At 72.5% G+C, this 13,227-nt stretch carries 12 protein-coding genes and 1 pseudogene; 5 read left to right on the top strand and 8 right to left on the bottom strand.

Annotated features, from left to right (window positions below; translation table 11 throughout):
• Positions 1-126 precede the first annotated feature (126 nt).
• Positions 127-1,587: an aldehyde dehydrogenase gene (locus ACZ68L_RS19705; protein ID WP_469578576.1), complete on the top strand. Its 1,461-nt coding sequence runs from the start codon at positions 127-129 to the stop codon at positions 1,585-1,587.
• On the top strand, positions 1,587-1,820 hold the full coding sequence (locus ACZ68L_RS19700) for a ferredoxin (RefSeq protein ID WP_469578574.1): 234 nt from the start codon (positions 1,587-1,589) through the stop codon (positions 1,818-1,820). Before ACZ68L_RS19705 ends, ACZ68L_RS19700 begins: the two co-directional genes overlap by 1 nt.
• A gap of 193 nt (positions 1,821-2,013) precedes the next feature.
• Here the strand turns inward: ACZ68L_RS19700 and ACZ68L_RS19695 are convergent, their stop codons facing one another.
• Together ACZ68L_RS19695 and ACZ68L_RS19690 are read right to left on the bottom strand one after the other, a co-directional pair.
• Complete coding sequence (locus tag ACZ68L_RS19695) at positions 2,014-2,466, bottom strand: WapI family immunity protein (RefSeq protein ID WP_469578572.1); 453 nt, start codon at positions 2,464-2,466, stop codon at positions 2,014-2,016.
• A gap of 427 nt (positions 2,467-2,893) precedes the next feature.
• Positions 2,894-3,063, bottom strand: a pseudogene (locus ACZ68L_RS19690) (extracellular catalytic domain type 1 short-chain-length polyhydroxyalkanoate depolymerase); the annotation flags it as partial.
• Between the two features lie 325 nt (positions 3,064-3,388).
• On the opposite strand from ACZ68L_RS19690, the gene ACZ68L_RS19685 reads away from it, so the two are divergent.
• The 3 genes from ACZ68L_RS19685 (at position 3,389) to ACZ68L_RS19675 (ending at position 7,333) form a co-directional block, all read left to right on the top strand.
• Complete coding sequence (locus tag ACZ68L_RS19685) at positions 3,389-4,375, top strand: aldo/keto reductase (RefSeq protein WP_469578571.1); 987 nt, start codon at positions 3,389-3,391, stop codon at positions 4,373-4,375.
• 108 nt (positions 4,376-4,483) lie between these two features.
• Complete coding sequence (locus ACZ68L_RS19680) at positions 4,484-5,326, top strand: 3-hydroxybutyrate dehydrogenase (protein WP_469578569.1); 843 nt, start codon at positions 4,484-4,486, stop codon at positions 5,324-5,326.
• Positions 5,327-5,356: 30 nt separating this feature from the next.
• The gene (locus ACZ68L_RS19675; protein ID WP_469578567.1) at positions 5,357-7,333 is read left to right on the top strand and encodes a helix-turn-helix domain-containing protein; all 1,977 of its coding nucleotides are present in this window, start codon (positions 5,357-5,359) and stop codon (positions 7,331-7,333) included.
• 132 nt (positions 7,334-7,465) lie between these two features.
• On the opposite strand, the gene ACZ68L_RS19670 is transcribed toward ACZ68L_RS19675, so the two are convergent.
• The 6 genes from ACZ68L_RS19670 to ACZ68L_RS19645 are packed head-to-tail and all read right to left on the bottom strand — an operon-like array spanning position 7,466 to position 13,203.
• Positions 7,466-8,386 carry an alpha/beta fold hydrolase gene (locus ACZ68L_RS19670; RefSeq protein ID WP_469578565.1) on the bottom strand — a complete coding sequence of 307 codons (921 nt, stop codon included), beginning with the start codon at positions 8,384-8,386 and terminating at the stop codon, positions 7,466-7,468.
• Positions 8,383-9,537, bottom strand: coding sequence for a branched-chain amino acid ABC transporter permease (locus ACZ68L_RS19665; protein WP_469578563.1), 1,155 nt, complete (start codon positions 9,535-9,537; stop codon positions 8,383-8,385). The genes ACZ68L_RS19670 and ACZ68L_RS19665 overlap by 4 nt, the downstream gene beginning before the upstream one ends.
• Positions 9,534-10,421: a branched-chain amino acid ABC transporter permease gene (locus tag ACZ68L_RS19660; protein WP_469578560.1), complete on the bottom strand. Its 888-nt coding sequence runs from the start codon at positions 10,419-10,421 to the stop codon at positions 9,534-9,536. Before ACZ68L_RS19660 ends, ACZ68L_RS19665 begins: the two co-directional genes overlap by 4 nt.
• Entirely contained in the window at positions 10,421-11,164 is a 744-nt protein-coding gene (locus ACZ68L_RS19655) for an ABC transporter ATP-binding protein (protein WP_469578558.1), read from the bottom strand. Before ACZ68L_RS19655 ends, ACZ68L_RS19660 begins: the two co-directional genes overlap by 1 nt.
• Positions 11,161-11,952: an ABC transporter ATP-binding protein gene (locus ACZ68L_RS19650; RefSeq protein WP_469578556.1), complete on the bottom strand. Its 792-nt coding sequence runs from the start codon at positions 11,950-11,952 to the stop codon at positions 11,161-11,163. Before ACZ68L_RS19650 ends, ACZ68L_RS19655 begins: the two co-directional genes overlap by 4 nt.
• A gap of 3 nt (positions 11,953-11,955) precedes the next feature.
• On the bottom strand, positions 11,956-13,203 hold the full coding sequence (locus ACZ68L_RS19645) for a substrate-binding domain-containing protein (protein WP_469578554.1): 1,248 nt from the start codon (positions 13,201-13,203) through the stop codon (positions 11,956-11,958).
• Positions 13,204-13,227: the final 24 nt, after the last annotated feature.

Raw genomic sequence — 13,227 nt, 5'->3', positions numbered from 1 at the left:
CCCCGGCGGCGCGACGGCGGCCGTCCGGCCGTGCGCGCTGTCCAAGCCGTGGACTCCTGGAACTGGAACTGGTATCAGTTCTGACACAGAGTCAGGTAACGTGCCGGGTCGCGGGAGGCAGCAGCCATGACCGAGCTTGTCGAACACGGAAAACTTTTCATCGGCGGGGAGTTGGTCGATCCGCTGGGCCGGGATGTCATCGAGGTCGTATCGCCCCACACCGAACAGGTCATCGGCCGGGTGCCGCACGCCTGCGAGGGGGATGTGGACCGGGCCGTCGCCGCCGCCCGGCGGGCGTTCGACGAGGGGCCCTGGCCGCGGATGACCCTGGACGAGCGGATCGCGGTGATCACCCGGATCAAGGACGCGTTCGCCGTGCGGTACGAGGAGATCGCCCGGGTCATCAGCTCGCAGAACGGCACCCCGTACACGTCGAGCGTCATGGTGCAGGCGCTCGCCGCGATGATGGTGTGGGACGCGGCGATCACCGTCGCCCGCTCCTTCCCGTACGAGGAGCGCCGGGACGGGGCTCTCGGGCCGCTGCTGGTGCGCAGGGAGCCGGTCGGGGTGGTCGCGGCCGTGGTGCCGTGGAACGTTCCGCAGTTCACCGCCGCCGCGAAGCTCGCGCCCGCGCTGCTGGCCGGCTGCTCCGCCGTGCTCAAGGTCTCGCCCGAATCCCCGCTGGACGCCTACATCCTGGCCGACATCGCCGCCGGGGCCGGGCTGCCGGAGGGGGTGCTGTCGATCCTGCCCGCCGACCGCGAGGTCAGCGAGTACCTCGTCGGTCACCCCGGCGTCGACAAGGTGTCGTTCACCGGGTCCGTGGCCGCCGGGCGGCGGGTGATGGAGGTCGCCTCCCGCAACCTCACCCGCGTCACACTGGAGCTCGGCGGCAAGTCCGCCGCCGTGATCCTCCCGGACGCCGATCTGGAGACGGCCGTCGCCGGGATCGTTCCCTTCGCCTGGATGATCAACGGCCAGGCGTGCGTGGCGCAGACCCGCATCCTCGTCCCGCGCTCCCGCTACGACGAGACGGCCGAGGCGTTCGCCGCCGCCGCGAGCGCGCTGCAGGTCGGCGACCCGCTCGACCCCGCCACCGAACTCGGCCCCCTCGTCGCGCGGCGCCAGCAGCAGCGGTCGCTCGACTACATCAGGATCGGCCAGGACGAGGGCGCCAAGATCCTCACCGGCGGCGGCCGTCCGGCCTCCCAGGACCGGGGCTGGTACGTGGAGCCGACCCTCTTCGGCGACGTCGACAACTCCATGCGCGTCGCCCGCGAGGAGATCTTCGGTCCCGTCATCTGCCTGCTGCCGTACGGTGACGAGGACGAGGCCGTACGGATCGCCAACGACTCCGACTACGGCCTCAGCGGCAGCGTCTGGACCGCCGACACCGCGCGCGGCATCGACATCGCCCGCCGGGTCAGGACGGGCACGTACAGCGTCAACACCTTCAGCCTCGACATGCTCGGCCCCTTCGGTGGCTACAAGAACTCCGGTCTGGGACGGGAGTTCGGACCTGAGGGATACGCCGAGTACTTCGAGCACAAGATGATTCATCTGCCGGCCGGATACGAGGGGGCGTGATGGGGGACCGCTGGGCCGTGGAGGTCGACCGCGGGGTCTGCATCGGTTCCGGAATGTGCGTGAACCACGCCCCGGAAGGATTCGCGCTGGATTCCGCCCGGCAGTCCCGTCCGTCGGCCCCGGAGTCCGACGCCAACGAGCAGGTGCTCGCGGCGGCCGAGGGATGCCCGGTCGAGGCGATCACGATCACGCTGACCGGCTCGGGGGAGGCCGTCTTCCCGCCGGAGGAGTAGGCGTCGGCCCGGCGGTTCCGGGAGACCGGAGCCGCCGGAGCCGGGCCATGACCACACGGCGGCGCCCCGGCCGTTCGGCGGAGGCCGCGACGGCTGAGCCGGCCGGGCGAATGCGCCCAACTCGACATCGCACGAGGGCCATTTCCGGAAACGGCCTCCGAGCCGGCCCGGAAAAGGGGCGGGTGCGTCCGGATCAGCGGGAGGGGAAAGGGGCCAGGCGGCGGTCCCATTCGTCCGCGGCCCGGCGCAGGTCCTCGGTGCTGGTCCTGATCTCGATGACGTACTCGTCCAGGCCCTTGTCGCCGTCCCGCCACGCGGGCGACGCCTCGTAGCCGAGGTGCACGCGGACTGCCCCGGCGCCGTGGCCCCCCGCGGCGTGGCTGAAGGACAGAACGGGCTCCAGGAAGGCGAGATCCGGCAGCGTGCCCGTCAGCGTTTCCCCACCGGCCGCGCGCAGCCACGGCGAGATCTGACGCGCCTCGCCGGTCAGCAGGCACGGGTCGGTGAAGGACCAACTGGCCTCGGGCGTGGTCACCTCACCTTCGACGACCAGCCAGTTGTCGTCGTACCGGTCGCCGATGACCGCCGGGAACTGATAGCGCAGCGGGCGCAATTCGATGCGGTGTTCCTGATCCGTGAGCAGCACCGCCCAAGGGTGTCACGCACCCCCGCGCACGCGAACGTGAATAAACGCAAAACAAGCCGAATGCCGGAGGCCACGGACCCCGGAACGCGCGGCCTTCCTCCGTGAAACGGTCTCCTCAATGGTGAGTTTGCTGATTTCGATGCCGATGTACCGATAGTCGGCCGGGAGTTCGCGAAGTGTGTGGGCTTCTGGGCCGGCTTGACCCCCGTCGTGAGGGATCGAACGGGGTGGACGCCGGCGTCGAACGACAGCGAAGGACGTAATCGTCGGTAGTCCTGATAGGCGCGAAAGGAAACCGCCTGCGAAGACAATGGGTGCAATCCGTGTTCCGGAAGTCGTGAGTGAGAACAACGATGTCATGTCGACGGGAGCGCCCGGCACGGGCACGATGTCCCTGCCCCGTGAGCCCTTGGGTCGCACACTCGGCTCAAGAGGCCGCGCACCCGCTGTCCGCGACCACGAAATACCCCGCCGGTGACTCCTTCAGCGTGTGCGTGACGAAGACGTTGTACAACCCATGTTCTCGCCCGAGCCGTTGGCGTACACGTACCCGCCCGTGGTGTGCGCCCTTCCCGCCGTCACCTGCGCGTAGCGGCTGTCCGGCTGCGACGGTGCTCGGCGTCGCCGCGACGAGGACGAGGGCGGCCGTGGTCGCGACGCGCCGGAGCAGGCGTCGCAGGGTCGATGGGCGCACGGGTGCCTCCCTGTGGGGCGGTTCGGACAGTGCGGGCTTGTCCGGGTGCGGGCGAGTGCGGGGCGGACGCTATGAGCCGCCGTCCGCCGCGCCCATGGGCCCGGCGGACACTCCCCCCGCGTGGCTGTGTGCGCCGACGCCCTTGCGCCCGTTGACATGGAGCGCGCTCCAACATGCAGACTCCCCGTCGACGCCCGCACAGGTACGGGCAGTTGGGAAAGGACCCGCATGCGCTACCGCACCATCGGCACCGACCCCGCCACCCGCCGGGAGGTGAGTGTGCTCAGCCTCGGCGCGATGCTGATGGGCACACGCACCGACGAGGCGACATCGTTCGCGATCCTCGACCGGTACGCCGAGGCCGGCGGAACCTTCATCGACACGTCCGACAACTACGCGTTCTGGATCAACGGCACCCGGGGCGGGGAGAGCGAGCAGCTGCTCGGCCGCTGGCGCCGCAGCCGCGGTGTCGGGGACGAGATCGTCATCGCCACCAAGCTCGGCGCCCGGCCGAACGCCCCCGCCACCGACTTCTCCCAAGGCGTCGAAGGGCTCTCGGCCCCGGTGATACGGGAGTCCGCGGAGCGCAGCCGGGAGCACCTCGGCGTGGACAGGCTGGACCTGCTCTACGCGCACGTCCAGGACCGGAGCGTGCCGATGACGGAGACCGTCGAGGCCTTCGCGGAGCTGGTCACCGACGGTACCGTCGGCCTGCTCGGGGTGAGCAACCACTGGGCGTGGCAGGTGGAACGCGCCCGCAGGATCGCGGCGGGCGCCGGGCTGCCGGGGTACGACGTCCTCCAGTACCACCACAGCTATCTGCGGCGGCGCACGGACGTGCCCGGCCTGCGCTCCCCGGACGGCCAGGAGGGCGTGGCGGGCGGGGACCTGCTCAGCTATCTGCGGGACGAGCCCTCGCTCGTGCCGGTGGCCTACTCCCCGCTGCTGGCCGGGGCCTACGTGCGCGCGGACAAGCCGCTGGGCCCGGACTTCGACCACCCGGGCACCCCCGTGCGGCAGGCGGCGCTGCGGGCGGTCGCCGAGGAGACCGGGGCGACCGTCAACCAGGTGGTCCTGTCCTGGCTCATCGGCGGCGACATCCCGTTCGTCCCGCTGGTCGGGGCCTCCTCGGTCGCACAGCTGGACGAGAGCCTGGCCGCGGTGGACCTGGAGCTGACCGCGGAGCAGCGGGCGGTGCTGGACGCGGCCCACTGACAGCCACCGGCCGGACCCGCACCATGTACGCCGCCACCATGCCGGAGTGCACCGGTGTGTGCACCGACCCCGTGTGACGTGGGCTTCGGTCTCCTTACGGTGACGACCATGGAGACTCCTCAGAGCCCGGACCACGGGCCGGGCGCGCACACCGCCCCGCTCACCGTCCCGTCACCCGCCACCGGCTCCTCGCCGACATCCGCAGACCGGCCCCTCGCCGGGCGCACCGCCCTGGTGACCGGTGGTGCGAGCGGTATCGGGCGGGCCTGCGCACAGGCCCTGGCCGCCGCGGGCGCCCATGTCCATGTGGTGGACAAGGCCGCCCGCGCCGCCGCGGACCTGGCCGAGGCGCTCGGCGGGACGGCGTGGGTGGTCGATCTGTCGGTGCCCGAGGCGGTGGACACACTGCCCGCGGACGCGGACATCGTGGTCAACAACGCCGGGCTCCAGCATGTCGCCCCCGTGCATGAATTCCCGCCGGACCGCTTCGCGCTGATCCAGCGCGTCATGGTGGAAGCCCCGTTCCGCATCTTGCGCCGGACCCTGCCGGGCATGTACGAACGCGGCTGGGGGCGCGTGGTCAACATCTCGTCCGTGCACGGCCTGCGGGCCAGCCCCTACAAGTCGGCCTATGTGACGGCCAAGCACGCACTGGAGGGACTCAGCAAGGTGGTCGCGCTCGAAGCGGCGGAACACGGGGTGACGAGCAACTGCGTGAACCCCGGGTACGTACGCACCCCCCTGGTCGAGAACCAGATCGCGGACCAGGCCCGTACGCACGGCATCTCCGAGGCGGAGGTGGTGGGCCGGATCATGCTGGAGCGCAGCGCGATCAAGCGGCTGATCGAACCCGACGAGGTCGCCGAGGCCGTGCTGTGGCTCTGCGGACCGCGTACCGGGCACATCACCGGCACCTCGCTCTCCATGGACGGCGGCTGGACCGCCAACTGACCTCCCGCCCCCTACGAACGCTGGCCGCCCATGTCTGAACCGTCCGCCTCCGCCGCGCCCCATCTGCGGCGCCTGTTCGATCTGCTGGCCGACGACGCCCCCGCCGAGGCACTGGGCGCCGTCTCCTCGCAGGCGCGGGCCGCCGGCGTGCCCGCGGGCGATCTGGCGGAGGTGGAGCGGGCCACCGCCACCGCCCTGCGGATCAGGGGAGCCCTGCGGCAGCACCGGCGCCGCGAGCTCCAGCTCACCGCGCTCTTCGACACCGCGGGGGATCTCGCCGCCTCCCGGGACCTGGACGAGGTGCTGAAGGCGATCGTCCGCCGGGCCAGGATGCTGCTCGGCACGGACACGGCGTATCTCACGCTCCCCGACGAGGAGGCGGGGGACACCTACATGCGGGTCACCGACGGGTCGGTGTCGGTGCTCTTCCAGCGACTGCGGCTGGAGCTCGGCCATGGGCTCGGCGGTCTGGTGGCGCAGACCGCGAGCCCGTACGCGACCCATGACTACCGCACCGACGACCGCTTCCACCACACCCGCAACATCAACGCCGGGGTGCTGGACGAGGGGCTCGTCGCCATCCTGGGCGTGCCGCTGCTCCTGGGCTCCAGCCGCGGCGGTACGGGAAAGGTCATCGGCGTCCTCTTCGCGGCCGACCGCGCGCCCCGCGTCTTCAGCCCCGACGAGGTCGCCCTGCTGTGCTCCCTCGCCGCACACGCCGCCATCGCCATCGACACCGCCCGCGCTCTCGCCGACACCCGGGCCGCCCTGGACGGGCTGGCCGGGGCGAACGCCGAGCTGGCCGAGGCGAACGCGGCCGTCCGGGCCCACTCGGCGGCCATGCGGCGGGCCGAGGAGTCCCACGACCGGCTGACCGACCTGGTCCTGCGCGGCCGTGACGTCAAGGACGTCGCCGAGGCGGTCGCGGGGCTGCTGGACTCCCCGCTCACCATTCACGACCCGGGCGGCCGGCTCCTGGCGGCGGTCCGGCCCGACGGCGCGGACTTCGCCGCAGACAGCACGGACGCCGGATGGCTGGCCGAGACCGCCGAGGCGTCCCGTACCGGAGCCCGTGCCGTGCACCGCGACGGCCGGTGGATCTGTGCCGTCCTCGCGGGGCAGGAACTCCTGGCCGGTCTGGTCCTGCACCGGCGCGAACAGCTCGATGACTCCGACCGGCGGCTGTTCGAGCGGGCCTCGGTGGTCACCGGTCTCCTTCTGCTGCTGCGCCGCACGGTCGCCGAGACCGAGAACCGGGTCCGCGGCGAGCTGATCACCGACCTGCTGACCGACCCGGACCGCGACCCGGCCGGACTCGCCGAACGCGGCCGGCGCCTCGGCGTCGACCTCGACCGCCCGCACCTGCTGCTGGTGGCCGAGGGCGGAACCAGGGAGCGGCTGGCCCCCGCCGCGATGCGCTATCTGTTCGGCGGGGACATCCACGGGGTGAGCGCCGAACACGCCGGTCACGTGGTGCTGTTGATAGCGAGCGACGACCCCGCCCCGGCGGCCGGTGACGCGGCGCGCTCGGCCGCCGCCCAGCTCGGGCAGCTGATCCAGGCCCCCGTCACCGTCGCCGCCACCGGACCGGCGCGTGGCGCCCGCGAACTGGCCTCCGCATACGGGGAGGCCGCGCGCTGCCTGCGCGCCATGCGGGTCCTGGGGCGTACCGGGGAGGGCGCGTGTGTCGAGGAACTCGGCTTCCTGGGCGTGGTGCTGGGCAACACCCAGGACGTCGACGGGTTCGTCTCGGCGACGCTGGGGCCGCTGCTGGAGTACGACGCGCAGCGCGGCACGCAGCTCGTGCGGACCCTCGGCGCCTATTTCGGTTCCGGTGGCAGTCTCATCCGCGCCAAAGATGAACTCCATGTGCACGTCAATACGGTGGTGCAGCGCCTGGACCGGGTGCAGGTGCTGCTGGGGCGGGACTGGAACGAGCCGGGGCGGGCCCTGGAGATCCAACTCGCCCTGCGTCTGCATCGGCTGGCGGGCGGCCGGGATCGGTAGCTGCCTCCCTGGGTGGCTTTCGGCGTGATCGTCCTCGACTGCCGGACGGGCCGGAACGATGTCCGGCCCCACCGGACGGGCTCGATGCCGCCCGGTGGGCCGGGTCCCGCACGGGTGGGTCCGTGCGGGCGCTCAGGTCCCGGGCGGGGCGGTGACGTCGGACACGCCCGGGGTCCCGGTCAGCGCCGACAGACGGCGGGCGATCTCGTCCGCGCCCGTGTCGCCCGTCAGCAGCGTGTAGTGGTTGACGTCCCGTACCGGCACCGGCGTCACCTCCGTGTCGCCGAGACCGGCCGCCGCCAGACGGGTCTCGTCGTACAGGCCCTGCTCCTCGTCCATCAGTCCCCGCTGCGCCCACAGCAGCGTCGCCGGGGCCGGCAGCTTCCGTACCGCCGTCAGCACCTCCTCGTCGAAGAGGCCGATGCCGTCGGTGCGTACCGCCTCGATCCGGCAGGTCGAGCGCATGGCGGGTTCGTCCCCGGTCAGGTCGCGCTGGATGTAGGCGTCCACCTCGGCCGACCAGGCACCCGCGAACGCGGGGTGCGCCTGCCAGAACGAGCGGTAGGCGGCCCGGTCGGGGAAGGTCATCGACAGCCGGTCCATGGCCGGGCCGATCACGGCGGTCATCAGTTCGTCCGGGGAGAGATGCGTGGGGGCGGGGAAGCCGATTCCACCGTCGACCAGCAGCAGCGGCCCGAACCGTTCCGGATGCCGTACGGCGGCCAGCGCCGCCACGAAGGCGCCCATCGAATGGCCCGCCAGCACCACCCGGTCCAGGCCCAGCGCCTCGGCCAGGGCGGCGGCGTCATCGGCGTGCGCGGCGATCCCGTACGGTCCCGGCAGGGCCGAACTTCCGGCCCGGCCGCGCAGATCCGGGGCGATCAGGGTGACGCGGCCCGCCAGCCGCCTCGCCACCGCGCCCCAGGACAGCGCGTTGGCCGTGATGCCGTGCAGGGCGATGACGGCCGGCGCGCCCGGATCACCGGCCGGCCACCGCAGTACCGTCAGCTCGCCCCCGGTCACGGGGACCTGGATCTCTTCGTACGGAATCACGGGCGTCCGTTCTCCTTCCGGGCCTGCACGGCCGGGAGCGTTTCGATGACGGCGGGCCCGCCGCGCACCGCGGCCAGCCGGGACGGCAGTCGGGCCAGCCCGCCGGGCAGCAGGTGTACCACGGCCACGAACAGCACACCCAGCAGGAACAGCGGCTGGGAGAGCGGCACCCGTAGCACCGCGGGCAGGTCGGCGACCGCGCCCGACCCGGCCAGATCGCCGAGCCGGTGGTCGGCCCAGGTGTAGAGGATGCCGCCGACCATCGGACCCCAGCGGGTGCCCGATCCGCCCAGCACCACCATCACCAGCAGGGACAGCGTGAAGTCGGAGGTGGTCGTCTGCGGGGTCGAGCCGCCGGTGAGCAGCAGATGCACGAGTCCGCCCAGCGCGGCCAGCGCGCCCGCCAGGACGAAGGCCGTCAGCTTGAATCCGTACGGCTTCAGCCCCAGCACCTCCACCCGGCGCTCGTTCTCCCTGATCCCCTCCCAGACGCGGCCGGTGGGGGAGCGGACCGACCAGTGGACGACGGCGAGGGTGAGGACGAGGTAGGCGAGCGCCACCCAGTAGAGGTTCGCGGTGTGTTCGATGCCCACGAGCCCGGACGGCAGCAGATCGGCGGGGGCGGCCCGCCCCTCCTCGCCGCCGGTGAGGCCGCCGGGGTTGCGCGAGACCAGGATCGAGCCCGCCTGGGCGAAGGCCAGCGTCACCATGGAGAAGCCGATGCCGGTGACCCGCAGGCTCACCGATCCCAGCACCAGCGCGAGCACGATCCCGGAGCAGAGCCCCAGCAGCGCGGAGACGGCGAACGGGAGGCCCGCCTCCAGCAGGAACACATTGGTGGCGTAACTGCCCACGGCGAAGTAGAGCGCATGGCCGAAGGAGAGCAGCCCGGTGCGGCCGAGCAGCAGGTCGTATCCGGTCGCCAGCGCGCCGAACAGCAGGCAGGTGGCCAGGAGTTGCAGACTCCCCGGGCTGCCGAGGGGGCCATCCAGGAGACCGGGCAGCGGCAGTGCGCTGTACGGCGCGACGACGAGGAGCAGCAGCGCGCCGACGGGCCACCAGCGGCGCAGCAGCCGGGCGGTGTTCCCGGGGGCCGGCACGGCCGTGTGCCGGTCGCCGGTGCGGTCGTGTGTCTCGGTGGCGGTGCTCACGCGAGCCTCCCGGTCAGTCCGCGCGGACGCAGAAGCAGCAGCGCGGCGAGCAGGACGACGACGGCCAGGTCGCCGAGACCCGCTGCGGTGTAGTAGTTGGCGAACTGCTGGACCAGGCCGATGACGACGGACGCCACGGCGGCGCCGGTCACCGAGCCCATGCCTCCGGTGACCACGACGACGAACGCGAAGATCAGCAGCGAGGTGCCCTGGCGGGGGTCGACCGAACCGAAGTACAGCCCGCCCAGCGCCCCGCCGAGCGCGGCGGCGCAGCCGCCGATCGCGAAGACGAGAGTGAACGCCCGCCGTACGTCGATGCCGAGGGCGGTGACCATCGCCCGGTCCTCGACCCCGGCCCGTACCACCAGACCGTGCCGGGTGCGGCCGAGGAAGAGCCGCAGTGCCACGAGGACGACGACCGCCGCCGCGACCAGCACCAGCCGGTTGACCGGGACCTGCGCGCCGAACAGGCCGAAGGTGCCGGACAGCGCCTTCGGCCCGGGGAAGGTCCGGGCGTCCGAGCCCCAGACCCCCGACAGCAGCGCGGGGACGGCGAGCCCCACCCCGACCGTGGCGAGCACCTGCTCGCGCGGCCGGGTGTAGAGCGGACGGACGACGGCGAGTTCCAGCAGCACGGCGGCGGCGGTGCCCACCGCCGTACCGAACAGGACCGCGAGGACGAAACCCGCTCCGCCCGGTCCGGCGCCCGGCAGATGACCGGACGCCGCCCACCAGGTGCCGTACGCGCCGATGGAGAGCAGCGCGCCGTGCGCGAAGTTGAGCACGTCCATCAGGCCGAAGATCAGCGAGAGCCCCGACGCGATGAGGAAGTAGAGCGCTCCCAGACCGAGTCCGGTCATGGTGAGCAGGACGACGGTGGACATCAGGAATCCGCCTCCACGGTGTGTGCGGTGAGCGGGCCGTGGCCCACACCGAGCAGCCTGCGAGCCGCCTCCGCGTCGCTCAGCAGCTCGGCGGCCGGCCCCTGATGGGCCGTCCGGCCGTCGGCGAGCACCGCACAGTGCTCGGCCAGGCGTCGCACGACGGCCAGGTTCTGCTCCACGAGGAGTACCGGCACCGCCTCGGCGGCCCGCTCCAGCACCCGGGCGACCTCGGTGACCACCTTGGGCGCCAGGCCCTTGGTGGGTTCATCGGCGATGATCAGCCGGTTTCCGTTCAGGAGTGTCCGCCCGATGGCCACCATCTGCTGCTGCCCGCCGGACAGCGTCCCGGCCAACTGCCGCTCCCGGCGCTTCAGTTCGGGAAAGAGTTCATGGACGAGCACATAGTCGGGCTCGCCCGCGCCGCGCCGCTCGGCCAGGCGCAGGTTCTCCGCCACGGTCAGCCCGGCGAAGACCCCCCGGTCCTCGGGGGCGTAGCCGATGCCCAGCCGCACCACGGTGTGGGTGGGCATCGACACGGTCTCCTCGCCGTCCAGCCGGACGCTGCCGGTGCGCGGGACGAGGCCGAGGACGCCGCGCACGGTCGTCGTCTTCCCGGCGCCGTTGCGGCCGAGGAGCGCGGTCACCCCGTGACGGGCTACGTCCAGGTCCACGCCGTGCAGGATGTGCCGGCCGCCGATCAGGACCCGCAGGTCCCGTACGGCGAGCAGGGTCCCTGTCGTCACAACCCCTCCCCGAGGTAGGCCTGTTGCACGGTCGGGTCGGCGGTCACGGCGTCGGGGGTGTCCAGCGCCAGCAGCCGTCCGTGGTGCATCACGGCGAGCCGGTCGGCCAGACCCAGCAGCACGTCCATGTGGTGCTCGACCATCAGGACGGTGCGGCCCTCGTCCCGGTGCAGGGTGCGGATGAGCTCGGTCAGCGCGGGGACCTCCTCGGCGCTGACCCCGGCCATCGGCTCGTCCAGCAGCATCAGCCGCGGCTCGCCCACCAGCAGCACCGCCAGCTCCAGCTTCCGCTTCTCGCCGTGCGACAGCTCGGACGCCGGCACCTCGGCCCGGTGACCGAGGCCGGTGCGCTCCAGTACGCCGGCCACCTCGGCGGTGTACGGGCGGGCGCGCCGCCACAGCCGGTACGAACCGCCCCCGGCGGCCTGCGCGGCGAGCCGGACATGGTCGGCCACGGTCATCCCCGGCCAGAGGCTGGACGTCTGGAACGTGCGGCCGATGCCGCGCCTCGCCCGCGCGTGCGCGGGGCGGCCCGTCATGTCCGTGCCGTCCAGCTCGATCGTGCCCGAGGTGGCCATGGTCAGCCCGCTGATCAGGTTGAACAGTGAGGTCTTGCCCGCCCCGTTGGGGCCGATGAAGGCGAGGAACTCGCCCTCGTGGACGCTCAGGGTGACGTCCTCGACGATCGTCGCCCCGCCGACGCCCCAGCCGAGGCCGGCCAGCCGGAGCACCGGGGCGGTGGTCCGTGCCCCGGCCGCTTGCTCCGCGGTGGTGTCCGGTGCGGCCATCGGTCAGCCCGCCGAGGGCTTCACGGGCGGAGCCACCTTGTCCATCGGCTCGGTGCCCACCAGCTCCGGCCGGGCAGCGGCCCCCTTCCCCCGGAGCTTCGCGACGAACATCGGCTGCACCAGTGCGTGGTCCTCCGCACGGATCTGCTCCTTGCCCTTCACTCCGTCGAAGCTCCAGCCCTCCAGGGCCTTGACCATGGCGGCGGAATCGGTGGCGCCGCCCTCCTCCACGGCGCGCACGACCATCTGTGCCGCGGTGAAGCCGTCGGGGGTGAACAGGTCCGGGGTGCCGCCCGCCTCGGTGACCGAGTCGAGCATGGACTTCTCCACGGCGTTGCCGCCGCCCGCGCCGGGGAAGTAGTGCGCCAGGAACGACACCTTGGCACCGGCGTTCCCGAAGACCGGGTACGAGGCCGTCCCGGCGAGGCCCGTGACGACCTTGCTCGCGCTCAGCACGCCCTGCTGGTCCAGCGCGGTCCACAGCGCCGGCGCGGTGGAGCCGGCCCAGGCGACGAAGACCAGATCGGGCCTGCCCGCCTTGACCTGCCGGGCGAAGGGGGTCAGGTCCGTGGCGCTGGGCGGGGCCAGCACGGAGCCCACCTTCGCGCCCTCGGCCCCGAGGACGGCCCTCACGGCGGCGACGTTGGCCTGGCCGAAGGTGGAGTCCTGGGCCAGCACCGTGACCTTCCTGCCCTTGGCCTCGCCGAGCATCGCCCCGGCGGTGAGGATGTCCTGGTAGGACTGCCGGCCCGAGCGGAAGGTGTAGTCGTTGATGCCGGTGACGGCGTCGGTGGCGGCCGGGCCGCTGATGTACAGCACCTTGTTCTGGGCGGCGAGCGGCGCCATCTGGAGGGCCACCCCGGAATCGGTGGTGCCGGCCAGCACCTTGTAGCCCTTGCCGATGAGGTTCTTGGCCGCGGCGACCGCCTTGCCCGGGTCGCCCGCGTCGTCCTGCTCGGTGACCTCTATACGGTGCCCGGCGACCTTGCCGGTGCCCTTCGTCGCGTGGTCCAGGCCCGCCATGAACCCGTCGCGGTACTGCTTCCCGTAGTCCGCGAGCAGCCCCGTACGGGAGTAGACCAGGCCCACCTTGACGGTCTGGTCCTTCGCGTCCTTCCCGGACGCGGGATCGGCCTCGCCCGCCTTCCCGGCGGCGGTGCACCCGGCCAGCAGAAGACCGGTCGAGGCCAGTGCGACGGCGACGGAGAGGGATCTGTGATGACGGACGGTGCCTGTGGCTCTGCGACGCATGGTGACCGGCTCCTCGGCGTGTTC

The organism is Streptomyces sp. NPDC104309, from assembly GCF_055584025.1.
The sequence above is the reverse complement of the archived record's forward strand: the minus strand, read 5'-3'. Positions and strand labels throughout refer to the sequence as shown.